The 18,331-nt window shown below is 44.4% G+C and carries 20 protein-coding genes and 1 pseudogene; 12 read left to right on the forward strand and 9 right to left on the reverse strand.

Annotation, left to right across the window (positions count from 1 at the left end; all coding sequences use genetic code 11):
• Nucleotides 1-86: 86 nt before the first annotated feature.
• The 4 genes from QUA97_RS23705 to QUA97_RS23720 form a co-directional block, all read right to left on the reverse strand.
• Nucleotides 87-515, reverse strand: a complete 429-nt coding sequence (locus tag QUA97_RS23705) for a hypothetical protein (RefSeq protein ID WP_194067533.1) — start codon at nt 513-515, stop codon at nt 87-89.
• A gap of 542 nt (nt 516-1,057) precedes the next feature.
• The gene (locus QUA97_RS23710) at nt 1,058-1,768 is read right to left on the reverse strand and encodes a DUF547 domain-containing protein (RefSeq protein WP_194067532.1); all 711 of its coding nucleotides are present in this window, start codon (nt 1,766-1,768) and stop codon (nt 1,058-1,060) included.
• Between the two features lie 132 nt (nt 1,769-1,900).
• A complete protein-coding gene (locus QUA97_RS23715) occupies nt 1,901-2,077 on the reverse strand; it encodes a pentapeptide repeat-containing protein (protein WP_194067531.1) in 177 nt (58 codons plus the stop codon).
• Nucleotides 2,078-2,130: 53 nt separating this feature from the next.
• Entirely contained in the window at nt 2,131-2,253 is a 123-nt protein-coding gene (locus QUA97_RS23720) for a hypothetical protein (protein ID WP_333196488.1), read from the reverse strand.
• Nucleotides 2,254-2,474: 221 nt separating this feature from the next.
• Here QUA97_RS23720 and QUA97_RS23725 point away from each other — a divergent pair, with 221 nt between their 5' ends.
• Nucleotides 2,475-3,953 carry a bifunctional orotidine-5'-phosphate decarboxylase/orotate phosphoribosyltransferase gene (locus tag QUA97_RS23725; RefSeq protein WP_194067530.1) on the forward strand — a complete coding sequence of 493 codons (1,479 nt, stop codon included), beginning with the start codon at nt 2,475-2,477 and terminating at the stop codon, nt 3,951-3,953.
• A gap of 86 nt (nt 3,954-4,039) precedes the next feature.
• Here the strand turns inward: QUA97_RS23725 and leuB are convergent, their stop codons facing one another.
• Entirely contained in the window at nt 4,040-5,125 is a 1,086-nt protein-coding gene (gene leuB, locus QUA97_RS23730) for a 3-isopropylmalate dehydrogenase (RefSeq protein WP_194067529.1), read from the reverse strand.
• 164 nt (nt 5,126-5,289) lie between these two features.
• Here leuB and QUA97_RS23735 point away from each other — a divergent pair.
• The 4 genes and pseudogenes from QUA97_RS23735 to galT form a co-directional block, all read left to right on the forward strand.
• Nucleotides 5,290-5,589: pseudogene (locus QUA97_RS23735) on the forward strand (hypothetical protein); the annotation flags it as partial.
• Between the two features lie 23 nt (nt 5,590-5,612).
• Nucleotides 5,613-5,708: a CRISPR-associated endonuclease Cas2 gene (locus QUA97_RS23740; protein ID WP_333196492.1), complete on the forward strand. Its 96-nt coding sequence runs from the start codon at nt 5,613-5,615 to the stop codon at nt 5,706-5,708.
• Nucleotides 5,709-5,728: 20 nt separating this feature from the next.
• Nucleotides 5,729-5,848, forward strand: a complete 120-nt coding sequence (locus QUA97_RS23745; RefSeq protein ID WP_228049975.1) for a CRISPR-associated endonuclease Cas2 — start codon at nt 5,729-5,731, stop codon at nt 5,846-5,848.
• A gap of 343 nt (nt 5,849-6,191) precedes the next feature.
• Complete coding sequence (gene galT, locus QUA97_RS23750) at nt 6,192-7,217, forward strand: galactose-1-phosphate uridylyltransferase (protein ID WP_194067528.1); 1,026 nt, start codon at nt 6,192-6,194, stop codon at nt 7,215-7,217.
• Nucleotides 7,218-7,456: 239 nt separating this feature from the next.
• On the opposite strand, the gene QUA97_RS23755 is transcribed toward galT, so the two are convergent.
• The gene (locus QUA97_RS23755) at nt 7,457-7,741 is read right to left on the reverse strand and encodes a hypothetical protein (protein ID WP_194008076.1); all 285 of its coding nucleotides are present in this window, start codon (nt 7,739-7,741) and stop codon (nt 7,457-7,459) included.
• A gap of 656 nt (nt 7,742-8,397) precedes the next feature.
• Between QUA97_RS23755 and QUA97_RS23760 the strand changes: the two genes are divergently transcribed.
• The 3 genes from QUA97_RS23760 (at nt 8,398) to QUA97_RS23770 (ending at nt 12,349) form a co-directional block, all read left to right on the forward strand.
• Nucleotides 8,398-10,182, forward strand: coding sequence for a metallophosphoesterase family protein (locus tag QUA97_RS23760; protein WP_333196495.1), 1,785 nt, complete (start codon nt 8,398-8,400; stop codon nt 10,180-10,182).
• 252 nt (nt 10,183-10,434) lie between these two features.
• On the forward strand, nt 10,435-11,694 hold the full coding sequence (locus QUA97_RS23765) for a DUF262 domain-containing protein (protein WP_333090348.1): 1,260 nt from the start codon (nt 10,435-10,437) through the stop codon (nt 11,692-11,694).
• A gap of 13 nt (nt 11,695-11,707) precedes the next feature.
• Nucleotides 11,708-12,349: a HEPN domain-containing protein gene (locus tag QUA97_RS23770; RefSeq protein ID WP_333196497.1), complete on the forward strand. Its 642-nt coding sequence runs from the start codon at nt 11,708-11,710 to the stop codon at nt 12,347-12,349.
• A 107-nt stretch (nt 12,350-12,456) separates the two neighbouring features.
• Here the strand turns inward: QUA97_RS23770 and QUA97_RS23775 are convergent, their stop codons facing one another.
• On the reverse strand, nt 12,457-13,662 hold the full coding sequence (locus tag QUA97_RS23775) for a DUF4336 domain-containing protein (protein ID WP_333196499.1): 1,206 nt from the start codon (nt 13,660-13,662) through the stop codon (nt 12,457-12,459).
• Nucleotides 13,663-14,115: 453 nt separating this feature from the next.
• Nucleotides 14,116-14,304 carry a hypothetical protein gene (locus QUA97_RS23780; protein WP_228049974.1) on the reverse strand — a complete coding sequence of 63 codons (189 nt, stop codon included), beginning with the start codon at nt 14,302-14,304 and terminating at the stop codon, nt 14,116-14,118.
• A 255-nt stretch (nt 14,305-14,559) separates the two neighbouring features.
• On the opposite strand from QUA97_RS23780, the gene QUA97_RS23785 reads away from it, so the two are divergent.
• The 3 genes from QUA97_RS23785 to acs all read left to right on the forward strand — a co-directional run bounded on the left by QUA97_RS23785 (nt 14,560) and on the right by acs (nt 17,342).
• Nucleotides 14,560-14,910, forward strand: coding sequence for a DUF433 domain-containing protein (locus tag QUA97_RS23785; RefSeq protein WP_333196502.1), 351 nt, complete (start codon nt 14,560-14,562; stop codon nt 14,908-14,910).
• Nucleotides 14,888-15,250 carry a DUF5615 family PIN-like protein gene (locus QUA97_RS23790; protein WP_333196504.1) on the forward strand — a complete coding sequence of 121 codons (363 nt, stop codon included), beginning with the start codon at nt 14,888-14,890 and terminating at the stop codon, nt 15,248-15,250. Before QUA97_RS23785 ends, QUA97_RS23790 begins: the two co-directional genes overlap by 23 nt.
• Nucleotides 15,251-15,371: 121 nt before the next feature.
• On the forward strand, nt 15,372-17,342 hold the full coding sequence (gene acs / locus QUA97_RS23795) for an acetate--CoA ligase (RefSeq protein ID WP_333196506.1): 1,971 nt from the start codon (nt 15,372-15,374) through the stop codon (nt 17,340-17,342).
• A gap of 82 nt (nt 17,343-17,424) precedes the next feature.
• On the opposite strand, the gene QUA97_RS23800 is transcribed toward acs, so the two are convergent.
• A complete protein-coding gene (locus QUA97_RS23800) occupies nt 17,425-17,712 on the reverse strand; it encodes a hypothetical protein (protein ID WP_333196508.1) in 288 nt (95 codons plus the stop codon).
• Nucleotides 17,713-17,755: 43 nt separating this feature from the next.
• Here QUA97_RS23800 and QUA97_RS23805 point away from each other — a divergent pair, with 43 nt between their 5' ends.
• Complete coding sequence (locus QUA97_RS23805; RefSeq protein ID WP_333196511.1) at nt 17,756-18,319, forward strand: acyl carrier protein phosphodiesterase; 564 nt, start codon at nt 17,756-17,758, stop codon at nt 18,317-18,319.
• Nucleotides 18,320-18,331: the final 12 nt, after the last annotated feature.

An 18,331-nucleotide genomic window follows, 5' to 3' on the forward strand; every position in this document is an offset into this window, starting at 1 on the left:
GCGATCGTACTTTTTGAGAAACCCTCAAACTTTTGGGGTGCAGTTTTCGGTAGCAGGGATAATCAGCAAAAAGCCGATCGATCTTTCTACTTACAGCGGCCGCTTGCCCAATTTTGGTGTCCGCGATTTGGCTGACACTTCGATTGTCGGCCAATCCAGACAATTTCCCACTTATTTTGCCTGAGCCTGAGTTCGATGCGGTGGCGCATTCCCGCAACAGAATCGTCAGCCAAGCCGACGACTGTATGAACAATTACGGCGGTTTCTCGCGTGGGATATTCAACCAAAATGCCATCGCTTTTTCTGCCTTCAGATTCTCGATCGAGAATAAAGAGTTTGGCTGCGATATCTTTGGGGTTGGAAACCGTAATTTTGCGATCGGTTATGAACTGTTTAGGATTAATTGTTTCGTAGCCAGAGCGAGTTGCAGGTTGCGAAAATGCTGCGGCGGGAATTTGGATGCAGGCGAACACAGCTAGGAAAAAGAGCGATCGAGCGAGAGTAGATTTGTTCATTAGACATCTCCAATAACTCTTGTAGCGCAGGTTGAAATCCTGCTTTTTACCAGAAAAAATGGGTTTAAAGCTTCCCCTTTGTCGGAAGAACGGAAAAATTAATTTCCCTCACCCGCAAACCTCTTCGCGGAAGGAAGAGGTAACTGTCAACAAGCAAGCTGTCAACTGTTGAAACTCATTGGCCGACTATATTAAATTATCTGCGTCCATCAGTGTTTATCCGCTTGAAATCTGGGGTTAACTCATCAATCAAATATTTATGCAGCTTTGTCTATAGAACCCATTTGATATCTTTGAGTTTTTGGGTTGGGTGACGAGAAATATAGAGAGAAACTGGTTTCTGAGATTTACGCAGAATAGATACTCAAATGGGTTCTATAGCGGTTCTCAAAAAAGTGAGGTATGCCTTGTTTGGCCAATGCCCAATGCCCTGCGCGGGCCAATGCCCTGTTTGGCCAATGCCCAATCCCGGATAGTACCTCATCTTTCTGAGAAAGGCTATATATCAACCATCAAAAAATAACTGCTGCTTTGGGAAAATCTCAAATCTCAACTTGATTTAAACTCCAATCGTAAGGCAAAAAAACGATCGCCCATTCATCATCCACAGCCACCTCCGGCCTCAAATAACCGCCCACATACTCAGCCACCGAACCCGCCGCCTGCACAAAATCCTCCCCGTACCACTCAAAAATTTTGCTCAAATAAAGCGTCTTTTTCGCAGCATCGTACCGCACCTTATCGGGATTGCGAATAAAACTGCTGGTATCAGCCTCTAGTTGCGCCCGCACCGACTCGGGAAAATAAGCGCCGCGACGCAACAGCGGACATCCGAGTGCAGCGCAAACTAAGGCAAAATGAATGCGCGCTTCCGCAAAGGAGGGCCGCAAAATTGCGTGTTCGATTTGATTGAGACTGTACTTTTTGCCGCCAATAATCGAGTTTGAACGGGTGAAGAAATCCAAAAAAGCTAGCCAATTCGGAATTCCTAAAATTTTGGGACGGATGGACGCGATCGGGTATACTTCGAGAACTTGAGAAATTGCGATCGCATTGTACGCATTCAGCCACAACGCCAGCCGCGCATCCGCATCCGTAACAGCAGCTAAATCTACATCTGCCAAAGTTGCCAGCCAAGCGCTCAAAACATCTGCCCCCTCAGCTTTCCAGCGCCGATAATTAACGCGGCCCCCAGCATCAACGTAGCGTTGCAGCAAGTCGTCCCAAGTCGAAAAGTCGATCGAATTTATCATTCATTACCATCCACATTCTAAGGCGGATATTGCTTTAGGTTCTAGTTCTATTTGTACGCTTATTTTTTTTTAACAATGAGTGGACTAGGTATTCCGACGCAGGCCAAAAGTTAAATTTAAATACAGTACAGCTTATTTGATACTACCGTCAACCCAAGTCGCCCCTTTTAGCTTAGCATTGTCCAAATTTGCCCCGGTAACATCGGCCCCAATTAAATTAGCTTGTCGCAAAAAAGCCCCGCTGAAATTTGCCCAGGATAAATTAGCTTCTCTGAGATTTGCACCTCTCATATCAAATCCTCGCTTCATCGGAATAGTAAATTAACAGTTAACAGTCAAGAGTTAACAGTCAACAGTTAACATCATTCCGATGCAACCGGAAACGATATCAAATCCGCCCCTTGCAAATCGGCATTTACTAAACTAGCTTGCGGCTGGGGAATGCTTCTCAAATCGCAGCCGCGACACTGGTTAGTTGACAGCAACTAATTTACTTGCTGAAGATTACCTGCAATCGCCCCTGCAGCCAACCCGAAAATCAGTCCCAATGAAACTGCTCCAAAAGTTACAGATTTCATGGTCTTTACCTTCTACAATGATAAAAGATTCTTAATTTAAACTTCAACGGAACTCGGTTGATTGCGGCACAACACCAATCCCAGTTTTTGAGTCAAATTTGTATTTCCCCTTACCTCTCCTACCAAATATGACCAATAAAAGCCACTTTTTCGATAAACTGTTAGCGGCTGTTGAAAGCAATCAAAGTTTGCTGTATTTAGCCCTAGATCCAGACCCGGAAACCTTGCCGGCGCTGGTTTCGATGACTGGAGAAGAAACTCAAAGTTTTGTGACTGATTTGTTGGGAAGGTTCAAAAGTGCGATCGACCAAACAGCCGATTTAATTTGTGCCTGCAAACTCACCCTCGGTTTTTATCAATGTCTCGGCATCCCCGGCTGGGAACTGCTGCAACAAATTTTAACAATAATTCCCCGTCATATTCCCGTAATTTTAGATGCCAAACACAGCGATTTAAACACCAGCGGAGTGTTTGCCAAAACCGTATTTGAAGACTGGCAATTTGACGCTATTACCCTAAGTCCCTATGCCGGATTCGACGAAGTAGCACCATTTTTACTATATGCCGGAAAAACTGTTTTTGTCCTCTGTGCCACTGCCAACCCGTCAGCCGCCGCCTTGCAAGAATACCCCACTGCAGAAAACCCTTTGTACTTGCAATTAGTCCGACTTTCTCAGACTTGGGGAACTCCCGAAAAACTCGGTTTGGAAGTAGGAGTAATGCCCGATTTGTTGGCGCGCATCCGCCAAGCGGCTCCAGAACGGCTGATTTTAGTTGAAGGAGACATCGCCGAAGAAAATGACATCGCAGAAGAGAACGACCTCGTACAACTGCTGGCGGCCGGTTTAAGCAAGAATGGTGAGGATTTATTGCTGCCAATTCCTCCGAGTTTGTTCGCGAAACAAGAGCCGCGCCGAGAAATTGAAAAATTGCGGGATAGAATTAACGAACAGAGGCGGAGGGCGATCGCAGGCAGTCCAACTTGCGAATTGTGGCTGCCCGACGTGTGTTTTTTGCAACCAGAACCCAACCGCGATTTAATCTTGCAACTTTATGACATCGGCTGCCTAGTTTTTGGCGACCACGTACAAGCATCGGGCGCAGTATTTCCCTATTACATCGACTTGCGAAAAATCATCTCAATTCCGCAAATCTTTCATCAAATTGTCAGCGCCTATGCAGACATTCTCAAGGATTTAAAATTCGATCGCATTGCCGGAATTCCCTACGGTTCTTTACCCACAGCAACTGGTTTAGCATTGCGGATGGAACGTCCGATGATTTTTCCGCGCAAAGAAGTGAAAACTTACGGTGCGGGTAAGTTAATTGAAGGGCATTTTCAAGCGGGAGAAACGATTGTCGTAGTCGATGATATTTTGATTAGTGGGAAAAGCGTGATGGAAGGTGCGGGCAAGTTAAAATCTGCGGGGTTAAATGTAGAAGATATTGTGGTTTTGATCGACCACGAACAGGGTGTAAAAGATAAATTGCAGGTCAACGGTTATCGCGCACATTCTGTGCTAGCGCTTTCAGAAATTGCTCAAATATTGTATCAAGCAAATCGCATTAATACGGAGCAATTTAATATGTTGACTGCGGAAGGTTAAACCCGCACTTCCTATAGGGGCGGGTTCACCGATATCTATGAAACCCACAAATAATCTCATAAACCCGCCCCTACGAGCCAATTAGATTAACCTTGCAAAACTTCAATTAAAGCATCGCCCATCGCCCGACAACCGACCTGTTTCATGCCTTCTGACATGATATCGCCCGTGCGGTAATTTTTATCCAAAACTTTGATAACTGCTTGCTCGATTTTATTAGCAGCTTCCGGCTGATTTAACCCATAGCGCAACATCATTGCCGCACTTAAAACTTGAGCGATGGGATTTGCTTTATCTTGTCCGGCGATGTCCGGCGCGGAACCGTGCACTGGTTCAAAAACTCCAGGCCCGCTTGCTCCTAAACTAGCAGAAGGTAGCATTCCAATACTACCAGTTAACATCGCTGCCGCGTCGGAAAGGATGTCGCCGAATAAGTTGCCGGTGACTATGGTATCGAACTGTTTTGGCCAGCGAATTAACTGCATTGCTGCGTTGTCAACGTAGAGGTGAGAAAGTTCGACATCGGGGTATTCTTGGGAAAGGGAAATGATGCGATCGCGCCACAGTTGCGAAACATCCAAAACATTCGCTTTATCAACGGAACATAGCCTTTTTCCGCGCTTCCTGGCAGTCTCAAAAGCGACTCGCCCGATTCTGTCAATTTCCGAGTCGGTGTAAGCCATTGTATTTACACCGCGTTTTTCCCCGGTTTCTGTCTCAAAAATGCCTTTGGGTTTGCCGAAATAAATGCCGCCTGTAAGTTCGCGGACTACCATAATATCAACGCCTTCGACAACTTCTTTTTTTAAGGAAGAAGCATCGACTAATTGCGGTAAAATAGTTGCAGGACGCAAATTTGCAAACAATCCCAATCCGGCGCGCATTCCTAATAATCCTGTTTCCGGGCGCTGTTCGCGCGGCAAATTATCCCACTTGTAACCGCCGATGGCTGCTAGTAATACTGCATCGCTGTTGCGGCATTTTTCCATAGTTTCTTCGGGCAGCGGATTGCCTGTTGCGTCAATAGCAGCGCCGCCTATTAATGCTGTTTGAAATTCAAAGCCGATGTCCAATTGTTTGCCGACAAGTTTCAGGACATCTACCGCTACAGCGATAATTTCCGGGCCGATGCCGTCTCCCGGCAAAAGAGTGATGCGGTAGTTTTGAGTCATATCAATTTTGGGGTTTTGATTGTAGATTCTTGAGGAATTATATTATATCTGCTCGCACGATAGTCATAAAATTAGTTTGTAATGAGGGCTAAAGTGCTCGCATTGATGCGGACTAAAGTCCTGACTACAAACCGTTTTTATTATGGTAGTTGAGCGGATATAATATGGCGTACAGAAACTTAGGATTATATCAGCTTCTGTGCGCGATCGCACAAACGGGATTTTTGCCCCTGAAGACATTCTATACAGGTACTGACATCAACGAATACTTTCGCGCCCTGACTGGATTTCAACCCCGACAATTCCCAATAGAAACAATCCGCCAAATCCTCAACCGCGAAAATGTGCTGCTGAGGGCGGCGACGGGTTCGGGAAAAACTGAAAGTGCGATCGCCCTTTTTCTCTTCAGCCAATCTCTCAACCTCGATTTTCCCGAAAAACTCATCTATGTTGTGTCCCTCAGAACCCTCGCTAACAGTCTCCGCTGGTGCTCCCCAAGCGGCGGACTAGGCTGCACAAGTTGCTGTGTGGATACCGAAGGTGGACGCAGTACAGTGTTTTTGAGTATTTTTTGACTTTGTGAAGCTTCAGCAGAAGATTTAAATGTTGATTAAGCAGGTGGAGGATTCGGTGTGTATTTATGTTTTGGATGCGGGTTCGGTGAGGCGGACTATTACTTACAGTTCTGAGAAACATTGGGAGGAATGGGCAATAATTTTTTAGATAAAATTATGCACTCGGAGGTTTAGAAACCGGGTTTTTTGGGAAAATATTTGGTTTGGGCCGACTAATTAGGTGAAAAACCCGGTTTCTCTGCCCCCGGTTCTTGTTTCGCGGGATTAATTTGGAGAACCATAGATTAGTTCCTAGCTGTGGCGATGAATCTATTTTATCATAATTGTTGGCAATTCACTATTGCTCTAGTTAACTTTATTCATCACTATCTCTTTAATACCTTCCCACCTCAATATCAAGATTTATTAAATATCCGCAAGTAGGTACTGACATAAGGCAAGTTTTTATTTATACTTAAAAACGATTAAACCTTCTAAATTAAAGTAATAAAATGTCTGAACTTAGACAAAATCTAATTACCAGAGATTGGGTAATCATCGCCACCGAACGGGCCAAAAGACCGGACGAATTTGCTAACACAAAAAAATCCATTGTAGCACTGCCGCCATACCGTACCGATTGCCCGTTTTGCGTGGGAAACGAAGAAGACGGAACCTTAGAAACTTGCCGTTTGAGGGATGAGAACGCTGGCTGGAAAGTCAGATCGATGGCTAACAAATATCCCGCCCTCTCCCCGACAGCAGAACGGCTCAGGATATCATCAGGAATTTACCGCACGATGTCGGGAATCGGCATTCACGAAGTAATTGTCGAACACCCGCGACATGATTTGACTACTGCTTTGTTGACCGTTGAAGAAGTTGCCAGCATACTTTTAGTATACCGCCAGCGCTATTTAGAAATTAGAAAATATCCTTATATTGAAACAATTGTGATCTTTAAAAATCACGGCCCAACTGCCGGAACTTCTATCGAACATCCTCACTCGCAAATAGCAGCTACGCCCGTTGTGCCTAACCAATTTCGCAGGCGGATAGACGAAGCTATTAGATATTTTGACGACACTGGAGAATGTTTGTTTTGCCGGACTTTGGAAGATGAGTTGGCGGCGCGTGAAAGAGTAATTTTTGAAAGCAAAGATTTTGTCGCTTGTATCCCTTTTGCTGCACTTTCGCCCTTTCATATTTGGATTTTTCCGCGTCGGCATTCGTCTTCGTTTGATGATATTACTGATGAGGAAATTATTGGTCTTGCTGATACTTTGAAAACTGTACTCGCTCAGCTTTATTACGGATTGAACGATCCAGATTATAATTATAGTATTCGCTCGGTTCCCACTGCCGAACAAGGAACCAAATACTTTCATTGGTATATCGCAATTATTCCCAGAGTCACGAAGCAGGCTGGGTTTGAGTTGGGTAGCGGGATGTTTATCAATAGTGCTTTGCCGGAGGAAAGTGCCGAGTTTTTGCGATCGATTAAAATTCCTGACGACCTTAATTTACGAGAAACCTAAAGTATAATAAATCACAAGGATTTTAAAAATGTCCGAGGTCAAGACAGCAGATGATTTGATGAGTTTTAATCATCTCTGGCATAAGTCACAGGATCGCACATTTCAAGCAAATCAACCGAGATCGACGCAAATAATTTCCTGAAGAGTTGAGGATTTTTGCAATCTGGTCTAATGTACAATTGAAATGCAGTACAGCTTAGTTTGCGATCTAAAGCGATCGAGGTACAAGTTGACCCAACTCACAATAAACCTTCGACATACTGCCAGCAGTCATCGCTAAAAGTAGCTTTCAACATATCTCTAATTTTACCGTCGATCGACAATCTCGCTTCGCCAGAGTCGCCACTCTCGCCGATTTCTCGACTGTCATCTGATAAATGTTCTTGAAGGTGGGCCAGAGTATTGGCGAAATTAGCTAGAAAATAATGTTCGTCTACCCACGCTGTGGGATCGGGGATGTTTGGACTTCCAAAAGCCCGATCGACTAAATCCTGTTTGGCAAAATCGTCAGTGTGGTTTTTCATGCTGAGTTCGATTGAGATAAAATTTGCAGCTTATCCCAATCTTAAGCTGAATTTTTAACGCTTGTGCGATCGCGATCGACCCACCGCAGTGATAAATTTGTGTAATTCGTGCGATCGCGATCGAGCTTGTTTAGTCAGTCGCGTGCTATCATACTACCTCAGAGTTGGCGCTCACAAATTTTTACCTCCGGCAAAATAGACTTGGGCACCATTCCGCGAACTTTTTTTGGGGATTGTTGACAGCCTGCGCCCTCCGAAAAATTACCGCGATAGAACACAAAACCTCAGCATCTTCCTCTTTGAAACCTGCCAACTTTTACAACCCATAAACCGTCTGTTCTATTTGATATTTTAGGTGTCAGATGGTGGTAAGATTTGTGTGTAGCAAGTCTAAATAATTTGTGCAAAGTATTTTTTTTATGAACCGCAGAGAACGCAGAGGGCGCAGAGAAAGAGAATGCAGAGAAAGGGAATGCAGAGATGAGAAGATGTGAAAAGATGGTTGAGGTTTGTTATATGTGAGATATTTTACTGATTTTTTAACTTTTTGATAGCGTTGGCAGTTTATTTTTTAAAAGGCAGGTTTAGATGTATTTGGGTTGGGATTTCTATTTATCCGGTGAAACTCTTTCCTACAAGCTAATAACTAATAACTTATGTTAACACCCTTACCCGATAAATCAGAAATTTCCCAAGGTTCTTCTCGCAACCTGTGGTTTTTTGCTGTTTTGATTTTAATTGTCCTCTTACTAAGTTTGATTGTACAATCATTCTTCAACAAACCCCAACTTTTAACCGACCCGTTTCTGCAATTTCCCACAGCCAACTCGGTGCGAGTTGTTTGGTTTACCGAGTTTCTAGGTACTAGAAACACTGTTACTTACGGAAAAAACTTAAATAAAACTGCCGCAGCAAATACTACCAAGCTAAGCCGCACCAGAGAAGACAAAGACTCGCAAATTCCCGATGAAATGAAACAGGGAATAACTAACAACAATCCCATTGTGCGCGACATCTGGCGGCACGAAGCAGAAGTCCGCAATTTAACGCCCGATGTGCGGATTCCTTATCTAGTAACCAGCTACAAAAAAGACGGCACATCTGTTAGCAGCAAAGTTTTTACACTTTCTCCGACACCAGCAGCAGGAATACCCCTCAAAATTCTTCTCACTTCCGACCATCAATTGATGCCGATGACAGCAGCCAATCTCCAGAAAGTAACAGAAACAATTGATAAAGTTGACGCGGTTTTCATGGCTGGGGATTTAATTAATATAGCCGATCGCGCTTCCGAATGGTTCGACGACTACCGAGGGCGCGCCTTTTTCCCCGCTTTGCAAGGCCGCGCCTTCTCGGAACTCGACAAAAACGGCATCAAAACAGTGTACGGCGGCGGCGAACTGATCCAGCACGCGCCCTTATTTCCGGCAATTGGGAACCATGAAATCATGGGGAGGTTTTCAACTACCAGCACCCTGAACGACCAGTTTAACGACTCTTTCCCCCGCGCTGCAGTCCAGAAAATATATCCATACCTCACTCAAAAATATGGGGTCAAAAATAAAGATATTTTGTTAAAAAATAATAGTTTTAACAGCGATACCTACAACGAAATTTTTAGCTTACCAAGCGACCAAAATTATTATGCCGTGACTTTTGGAGACGTGCGGTTAGTGACTTTGTATGTTACAAATATCTGGCGGACTCCGAATTTAGACCCGGAGGCCAGAGGCAGGTATCGGGAACGGGACGAAGATTTTGACCGTCCCGAAAAATGGGGATACGGACAGCATATTTTCGAGCCAATTGTCAAGGGCAGCGATCAATATACTTGGCTGGAAAAAGAATTAAACAGTGTCCAATTTCAGCAGGCAAAATATAAAATTGTGATGTTTCACTACCCGCCGCATTCTCTCGGCGACAATATTGTACCTGCTTATACTGACCCGGTACAAATAGTCGATCGCACTGAGGATGGCGAGATTAAGATGGTGCGTTACGAATATCCGAAACAGCAAGATTATCTTATTCGGGATGTGGTGCCGCTGCTAGAAACAGCGGGCGTGCAGTTGGTATTGTACGGACACTCGCATTTGTGGAATCGGTTTGTGAGTTCGACTGGAATGCACTTTTTAGAGACTTCTAATGTAGGCAACAGTTACGGTGCGTTTGTAGGGGAAAAGCGCCGATTTGTGCCGCCGGCATATCGGGAGGATTACAGCGCTATTGGAGACCCGAACGGATTGGAACCTGTGGTGCCGACTGTAGCGCCTTTGTTGGGGAAAACCGGGCTGCCGCTGCCGTATATTGAGAGCAACGATCTTACGGCTTTCAGTATTTTTGAAACTGGGAACGGTACGGTTAGCAGCTATTATTTTGATACGCGGAAACCCAAGTCAAATGTTGTAAAATTTGATGAATTTAAGTTGAAAAATTCGTGAAATTGGGTAGTTGCTTAAGTTACAAAATATTCGTAGAGTGCGTCGCTATTGACATCCCCAAATAAAGATGTAAAATATTACAGCGACGCACGAATCGACAATATTTCAACAGGTTATGGAAGTTCCGAAACTGATAATTTAGGTAGAAAATACTCTCGCTGTCGGTAAAGAGCAAACTTCAGTCTTTTGACTTGTGCTATACTTAGGTAATACATAGTCTATCCAAATTAAACTCACGAGTAGAGTACAGTCATGCCTGAACTAAAACTCTTGGAAAAACAAGAACAAGAAGAAGTAAGCTTTGAGCAGGAAGATGAAGCTCTAGATGATGAGCTTGAATCTAATGGCAACCCAAAATCAGTATTAGACGAGATATCCGAAATTCTTGTGGCTGGAAATGACTGGACAACAGCCACCATACTCGATCAACTTGTTCGTGATAATATTCAACTAAATCCCAGATTTCAAAGACGAGATGCCTGGGATATAACTCGTAAAAGTAGGTTTATTGAATCAATTTTCCTAGGATTTCCTATTCCAGAAATAGTTTTAGCTTCTCCAGACAAAAGACGCGGCAAATTTGTAGTCCTTGATGGCAAACAACGCTTGCTGACGATTCTACAATTTTACGGGATGAGCGAAACTACTAACGATAGTTTTGCTTTGAAAGACTTAGAATTTATGCCAGAACTCAATGGTTGTACCCATAAGGATCTAAAAAACGATCTTATTCATAGTTCTGTACTTGATGCACTCGATAATCAAACTCTTCGTACTACATTGATTCGGAATTGGAAGACAGAAAGTTTACTATACAAAATTTTTCTACGTTTGAATGTAGAAAATACTCCGCTATCTCCACAAGAACTAAGGCAGGCATTACATCCAGGTGATTTTATCAATTTTTTAGATGATGAATCAATTGAAAATCCGGCTTTAAGAAAAATACTTAAGTCCAAAAATCCCGATCCTCGGATGCGCGATGTCGAATTATTGCTGCGATATGTAGGATTTCATCATTTCTTATCCGAGTATCGCGGTAATCTTAAAGTGTTCCTGGATATGACTTGCAAAAAATTAAATAAAGATTGGAAAGAAAAAGAAAATGAGGTCAGATATACAGTTAGCCAATTTGAAAAGGCAGTGAAAACAACCACTAAAATATTTGGACAAGAAAATATATTTCGTGTGTGGTTAAGTAGTTCTAATACTTACCGAAGCAAGTTTAATCGAGCCATTTTAGATGTCATGGTTTTTTATTTTTCATATCCAGTTATTAGAGACGCTGCTGAAAAGAATCCGGTGGCTGTGGCAAATGCTTTTAAAGAGTTATGTTCATCATCTAATAGCGAATTCAGAGAATCTGTTGAGAAAAGCACAACTAGCATTCGTGAAACTCATACTCGTCTTTCACTATGGGGCAAAGCTTTGTTAAAGGTTTTGGATGTAAAGTTTAATGTACCTGAACTTGTGGATAACCGTATTATATTTAACGGTTTGAGGTTGAGGTAAGTTATTCATAGGTATGTCAAAATCAGTGAGATTTCGGACTCTAACCAAGGAGTTAAATAGATTAAAAAAACAATTTATTCCTAAAGTTAGCCCTACAAGTTTATATTCGGATCGGCAGTTAGCATTAACTCTTACTTACAGAGTTTTCGTTCATGCCGAAATTGAGGCTTATTTTGAGGACAGAGTTTGGGAAGTCGCCCTTAATGCTAAAAATAATTGGGATAGCCAGGGTAAGACTTGCCGTACTTTAATCTGTTTGCTTGCCTTTTCGGGTCAAATGATGGAAGTACCGCCAGATACACTTAATCCAACGAAGGGAAGTACAAAAGTTAAGGAGGAAAAAATAAAAATAAACAAAAAAATAGATTTAGCTATTAAGAGTTTTAAGCGAGTAATTGACCAAAATCATGGAATTAAAGAAGCTAACCTTCTGGCGTTGCTTTTGCCAATAGGGATAGATACCGATGATTTAGATTCTGCTTGGCTAGGTACGATGAATACGTTTGGGGAGGAAAGAGGTGTTGCGGTACATACTTCAGCGACATCTGCTAAAACTATTAGAGTTCTCAATCCTATAAATGAATTGCAGAGGGTAGAGCAAATTATTCAAGAACTTTTGAGGGTGGATGAGCTGATCGATAATTTAATGAGATAATTGAATAAACCTCCAGCAATTGTCAAAGATTTAATTTTTTCGGTTTCTCGTTTCCGTGCTCTGCTTGGGAAGGCAGATATGGAGGATCTGACTCCCGTGGCCTCGTTTCAAACCTTGTCTTTTGCAAGCGGAACTAAACCCGTTTTATTCAAACCGGCATCAATATCCCTGAGCAATTTTAAATCATCTTCAGGTAAAGAATTAACAGGCGAGTATTTTTCTAGAAACGAGAATGCTTGCCGAAATTCGCGGGGGCGGGAGTTGATCGCGCGATCGAAGTGACAAGGTACAATCCTCTCAAAATCCCAACTCGCGACTCGATCCGCCCAATCGAGAGTTTCCCTCGGCGCGCGGTTGAGAATCAAAGCCTGCAAAACCGGCGCAACCAACAACCGCCCTCCACCCCGCAAAGCCTCGAACGATCGCGCCCAACCAGGTTTCCACTGGAACGGATACAACCCAAAATAAGCTTTTCTAGAGCGTTCTGGCGCTTTGATAGCTCTGTCAAACACCCCCGACCAGGGCGGCACTTCCAGCACGCTGGGGCGAAAATACATGGCAAATAAGGCGATTCTCTGCCATCCTTTACGCCGATTTTCCTCGGTGTCTGCCACCACATCCGAGGCGGTGTCTTTGGCGTGAAACAGCAGCGGGTAGGAGTCGAGTTGGAGAATCGCGGGCGGGTTTTCGGGAATGGAAACGACGGAATCTGTTACCATCAGCGTGCGCGACTGCCTGTGAAATAAGGCAACTTCAGCGAAGCGGCCCAAACCGAGGTCGATCGGGCCTAGGATTGCCCAGTCAAATTCACCTGCGAGGGGCGTGTTGCTGCTGTCACGGGGCAGTACAGAGGTGCGTTTTGCCGGCAAACCCAGCCAACTCAGGGGCAAATTTATGGGGAAACTCCACTGCTGCGGGGCGACAAACACCTGCGCTGCGGGAAAAAACCTCGCAAACGGGCCGACAAACACTTTGTGCTCAATGCCGGAACCGGTTGTCAGCAAAATATACTTAACTTCGCCGTGCTCTGCTACTAACTCGTTTAGCAAGCGGATGCACTCGCGAGTCGGTGCGACGGGGGCGTAGACTAGAAGGCCTTGGGATTCTAGTTTAATAACCGTCATCCGCACCGGCACAATCACGTAGAAAATGCCTTGCAGTTGGTCAAAAGTCCAGATTTTGTCTTTGACTATTTCTTTGCGGATGGTGCGCCGCTTGCCGTAGGGATATATGGGGACGATCGGCCAAAATGGCCAGGAATAGTCCCGATTGTCTGTCTGTGTTGGTGTTGGTGTGCCTTCTCCCTCTGCCACTGGTGCGACTCCTTGCCGATTTTTTGGTACTTGCGCGCGATCGAACTTTTGTTAATCTTATTTCAATGTTGCGACGCGGATTCGAGGAGTTGACAAGGGGTTGCGGGCGATCGGGCTTTTGAAAGTTTCGATTTTGACTGCAGACATCAGTAGCATTTAATTTAAAAAATCGGAAAATACCCTAAAATTATCTGCCTAAATCAGTATTGATCTACCAGAAATCTGCGGTTTATGTATCAATCCCGTGACTTCTGCAACTCAAGTCTACTTTGCCGTCCCAATCTCCGCCTCCGGCCAATTCACAGTGAAAATATCCAACCGCCCTTTAATCAAAGTATCTCCATCTTAAACCTCGATCGGAATCCTATCTTCCATTGTCAGCACAACAGGAACTTTAAAAAATTCCGTTAATCTCATCAACGGTGAAAGTGATAAAAACTTAACCAATTATTCCTAAACCTTCCCCACTTCTAGGTATCCCCAAAAGTCATTGCTGATTTGCAAGAGTTGCTGCTGTTCAAATTCACTCAGCGGTTCCCGATAGAAAAAATCGTTCCAGGCATCTGCTTCTCGTTCTTCCAGTTTGAGAAGGCGGCAAACGTCATTTAACGAAAGTTGGCTGGCTTCTAAATTTTGAGTCATAGCTTTAGTGCGATCGGCTGTTCATGTCAAGTATATTGCAAACTTGGTATAATCTCATCTTAAAATTGGGATAAATCGATGATGTGTGAGCAACCATTAAAACCCATTGGTATCAGAATCATTCATCTCTCTCTTCCTCTGCGCTCTCTGCGCTCTCTGCGGTTAAATCATTCCGAAAAAACCGTAAACTATCTCAATCCCCAAACAGACAATTACTTGTGATACAATCATACCAGATATCACCCAGAACCAGCCATGCAGCTAGAAGAATATTTTAACTTCCTAAGACATGACGACATTCGGATCAAAGGTTCCCGAATCGGCATCGAAACCATTCTGTACGAATACCTGTTTCGCGCCCGAACTCCCGAAGAAATCGCTAACATTTATACATCCCTCACCCTCGAACAAGTTTATGCAACAATTTTGTACTACCTGCACAACAAAGAAGCAGTCGGTAAGTACATAACCGAATGGCTGGAATGGGGCGAAAAAATGCGAGAAGAACAGCGCCGCAATCCTCCTCCAGTGACAGAAAAACTCCGCAAATTCAAAGCAGAAAGAGATGCCAGGAGCAAAGCTGATGCCAATCCAATATCTCTTTGATGAAAATGTCGATCCTGCCTATCTCTACCAAATTCGCAGGCGCAATCCCGATCTGGTTGTTCTAGCAGTGGGAGAACTAACAGCACCTTCCAAAGGCACTCTCGATCCAGAAATTCTTATTTGGTGCGAAATCCACAATTTTATTCTTGTTACCAACAATCGCCGCTCTATGCCTGTTCATTTAACAGAACATCTAGAGCAAAATAGCCATATTCCAGGAATATTTATCCTGAATACCAAGATGAGTATCGGTCAAAATATTGAATTACTGCTTCTGATTTATGAAGCGTCATTTGATAATGAGTACCAAGATAGAATTTACAATTTACCAGTGCTATAATTTCTCGCGCCGCTCCAAAATTGACAAAATCCCCCCAAATCTTAAGGAAAATAAACATACTTTTGCCCCAACTTGTGCAAACAATAGTTAACAAGAGTAACTGAAGAAAAAACTAACAGCGATGTCACAAGATACGATCGAATCAATTCTGCATGAAAAACGCCTATTCCCGCCCACGGCTGAATTCTCCCAAAAAGCTCACGTCAAAAGCTTAGAAGAGTACCGTGCCCTCTACGACAAAGCCAAAGCTGACCCCGAAGCATTTTGGGCCGAACTCGCTACCCAAGAATTAGACTGGTTCCAAAAGTGGGATACCGTACTCGACTGGCAGCCACCTGTTGCTAAATGGTTTGTCAATGGCAAAATTAACATTTCTTACAATTGTCTCGATCGCCATTTAACCACTTGGCGCAAAAACAAAGCCGCCCTCATCTGGGAAGGCGAACCCGGTGACTCCCGCACGCTGACTTACGCGCAACTCCACCGCGAAGTCTGCCAAATGGCGAATGTCATCAAAGAATTGGGAGTGCAAAAGGGCGATCGCGTCGGCATTTATATGCCCATGATTCCCGAAGCTGCGATCGCCATGCTAGCCTGCGCCAGAATCGGTGCAGTACACAGCGTAGTATTCGGCGGATTTAGCGCTGAAGCATTGGGCGATCGCCTCAAGGACGGCGAAGCAAAACTCGTCATCACCGCCGACGGCGGCTTCCGCAAAGATACCGCCGTAGGCCTCAAAGCACAAGTCGATAAAGCATTAGCAAATAACGCCGTACCAAGCGTTACCAACGTTCTCGTAGTTCAGCGTACCAAACAACAAATTGAGATGGAACCGGGGCGCGATATTTGGTGGCACGAACTGCAAAAAAACGCCTCAGCAAATTGTCCCGCCGAACCAATGGATAGCGAAGATATGCTATTCGTACTCTACACCAGCGGCAGCACAGGCAAACCGAAAGGAGTTGTCCACACAATCGGTGGCTACAACCTTTATACCCACATGACAACCAAGTGGATCTTCGACTTGCAAGATACCGATGTTTATTGGTGTACTGCCGATGTCGGATGGATTACAGGCCACAGTTACATCCTCTACGGGCCGCTTTCCAACGGTGCAACAACTTTAATGTATGAAGGTGCGCCCCGCGCGTCGAATCCCGGCTGTTTTTGGGACGTAATTGAAAAATATGGTGTCACTGTTTTCTACACCGCACCAACAGCAATTCGCACCTTTATGAAAATGGGTGAAGACTTGCCCAAGGCCCGGGATTTGTCATCTTTACGATTGTTAGGAACAGTGGGGGAACCGATCAATCCAGAAGCTTGGATGTGGTATCAGCGGGTAATTGGTAACTCAAATTGTCCGATCGTCGATACTTGGTGGCAAACAGAAACTGGCGGAATTATGATTGCCGCTTTGCCCGGTGCAATTCCTACAAAACCCGGTTCTGCCACCCTTCCTTTCCCCGGAATTGTTGCCGATGTCGTCGATCGAGATGGCGAATCAGTAACTAATCAAAGCGGCGGTTATTTAGTTGTCAAACATCCTTGGCCGGGAATGATGCGTACACTTTACAACGATGCCGATCGCTTCCGCCGCACTTATTGGGAATATTTGCACCCCAAAAATGGCGAATTTGTGTACTTTGCGGGGGACGGCGCGCACAAGGATAAAGACGGTTATTTCTGGGTAATGGGCCGCGTTGACGATGTAATTAATGTCGCCGGACACCGACTCGGCACGATGGAAGTTGAATCGGCTTTGGTGTCGCATCCAGCGGTGGCGGAAGCTGCGGTTGTTGGCAAACCGGATGAGATTAAAGGTGAGGAAATTGTGGCTTTTGTGACGCTGGATGACTCGCAGCAACCGAGTCCAGAATTGGAGAAGGAATTGAAGCAGCACGTTGTTAAGGAGATTGGGGCGATCGCCCGTCCCGGCGAAATTCGATTTACCGATGCTTTGCCGAAAACGCGCAGCGGTAAAATTATGCGCCGGTTGCTGCGTTCTTTAGCCGCCGGAGAAGAGGTTTCTGGGGATACTTCGACTTTGGAAGATCGGACTGTTTTGGATAAGTTGCGGGCTGATTCGTAGGGCTGTGCAACCGCAGATAAACGCGGATGAACGCAGATAAGATTTACATCTGTGTTCATCTGCGGTTTAATTGTTAATTCGCTTATTTACCTCGCCACAAATGAACGGCATCGCTGTTAATTTCCGACCTTACTTGCAGCCAATCTTCTAGCAAGTAGTCATCATCGACTGCTTCTGAATGCTGTTCGTCTTTGAGAATTGCTAAGACGTGAACTCCAGACGGATAATTGACATGACGGATTTCTGGGTCATATCCTAAGTGTTGAATTTTTGCTAAAACGCGATCGACTGCGCCGGCAACAGTTAAATCGACCGCCAGAATAATTTGACCGACTTTAGCACCCGGTTTTACACATTCGAGAATAACCATTACTCTTTCTCCCTATGCTATCTTAGATTTTTTTACTGTAGCAATGAATTATTTAGCTCATCTATTCTTATCAGACGGTACGCCAGCATCGCTGATTGGCAACCTCTTAGGCGATTTTGTCAAGGGTTCGGCAGTCAATCTTTATTCCGAGGACATTAGAAACGGCATCGATTTGCACCGAAAAGTAGATATCTATACCGACTCTCATGCAGTAGTGCGATCGAGTACAAGCCTAGTTTGCGCCCAGAGACGCAGGTTTGCTGGAGTTTTGATAGACGTATTTTACGACCACTTTTTAGCTAAAAATTGGCTGGAATATTCAGAAGTTCCACTCTGCGATTTTGCCCGCCTAGCCTACAAAGTCCTGCAAGACAACCGCGATATATTGCCAGAATCACTTCAGCGGATTATGCCGCAAATAATCGCCCGCGACTTGCTCGGTTCTTATCAGGAAATTGGCGGAATAGATATTGCTCTCCATCGAATGTCGGCAAGAATCAAGCGGACAAATAACTTAGCAGGTGGAGTGGAAGATTTGACAGTTATAGTCATTTCAAATAAAAAAGAGACACTATTGAGCGCAGTAGGCACAGATAAGTTCATCTAAAGATGTGCCAGC

This window comes from Microcoleus sp. CZ3-B2, assembly GCF_036705055.1.
Taxonomy (GTDB): domain Bacteria; phylum Cyanobacteriota; class Cyanobacteriia; order Cyanobacteriales; family Microcoleaceae; genus Microcoleus.

What these genes read in the sequence shown, in the direction of transcription:
- QUA97_RS23705 (WP_194067533.1), bottom strand. Translation starts at nt 515, where the DNA reads ATGAACAAATCTACTCTCGCTCGATCGCTCTTTTTCCTAGCTGTGTTC.
- QUA97_RS23710 (WP_194067532.1), bottom strand. Translation starts at nt 1,768, where the DNA reads ATGATAAATTCGATCGACTTTTCGACTTGGGACGACTTGCTGCAACGC.
- QUA97_RS23715 (WP_194067531.1), bottom strand. Translation starts at nt 2,077, where the DNA reads ATGAAGCGAGGATTTGATATGAGAGGTGCAAATCTCAGAGAAGCTAAT.
- QUA97_RS23725 (WP_194067530.1), top strand. Translation starts at nt 2,475, where the DNA reads ATGACCAATAAAAGCCACTTTTTCGATAAACTGTTAGCGGCTGTTGAA.
- leuB (WP_194067529.1), bottom strand. Translation starts at nt 5,125, where the DNA reads ATGACTCAAAACTACCGCATCACTCTTTTGCCGGGAGACGGCATCGGC.
- QUA97_RS23745 (WP_228049975.1), top strand. Translation starts at nt 5,729, where the DNA reads ATGTTGATTAAGCAGGTGGAGGATTCGGTGTGTATTTATGTTTTGGAT.
- galT (WP_194067528.1), top strand. Translation starts at nt 6,192, where the DNA reads ATGTCTGAACTTAGACAAAATCTAATTACCAGAGATTGGGTAATCATC.
- QUA97_RS23755 (WP_194008076.1), bottom strand. Translation starts at nt 7,741, where the DNA reads ATGAAAAACCACACTGACGATTTTGCCAAACAGGATTTAGTCGATCGG.
- QUA97_RS23760 (WP_333196495.1), top strand. Translation starts at nt 8,398, where the DNA reads ATGTTAACACCCTTACCCGATAAATCAGAAATTTCCCAAGGTTCTTCT.
- QUA97_RS23765 (WP_333090348.1), top strand. Translation starts at nt 10,435, where the DNA reads ATGCCTGAACTAAAACTCTTGGAAAAACAAGAACAAGAAGAAGTAAGC.
- QUA97_RS23770 (WP_333196497.1), top strand. Translation starts at nt 11,708, where the DNA reads ATGTCAAAATCAGTGAGATTTCGGACTCTAACCAAGGAGTTAAATAGA.
- QUA97_RS23780 (WP_228049974.1), bottom strand. Translation starts at nt 14,304, where the DNA reads ATGACTCAAAATTTAGAAGCCAGCCAACTTTCGTTAAATGACGTTTGC.
- QUA97_RS23785 (WP_333196502.1), top strand. Translation starts at nt 14,560, where the DNA reads ATGCAGCTAGAAGAATATTTTAACTTCCTAAGACATGACGACATTCGG.
- QUA97_RS23790 (WP_333196504.1), top strand. Translation starts at nt 14,888, where the DNA reads ATGCCAATCCAATATCTCTTTGATGAAAATGTCGATCCTGCCTATCTC.
- acs (WP_333196506.1), top strand. Translation starts at nt 15,372, where the DNA reads ATGTCACAAGATACGATCGAATCAATTCTGCATGAAAAACGCCTATTC.
- QUA97_RS23800 (WP_333196508.1), bottom strand. Translation starts at nt 17,712, where the DNA reads ATGGTTATTCTCGAATGTGTAAAACCGGGTGCTAAAGTCGGTCAAATT.
- QUA97_RS23805 (WP_333196511.1), top strand. Translation starts at nt 17,756, where the DNA reads ATGAATTATTTAGCTCATCTATTCTTATCAGACGGTACGCCAGCATCG.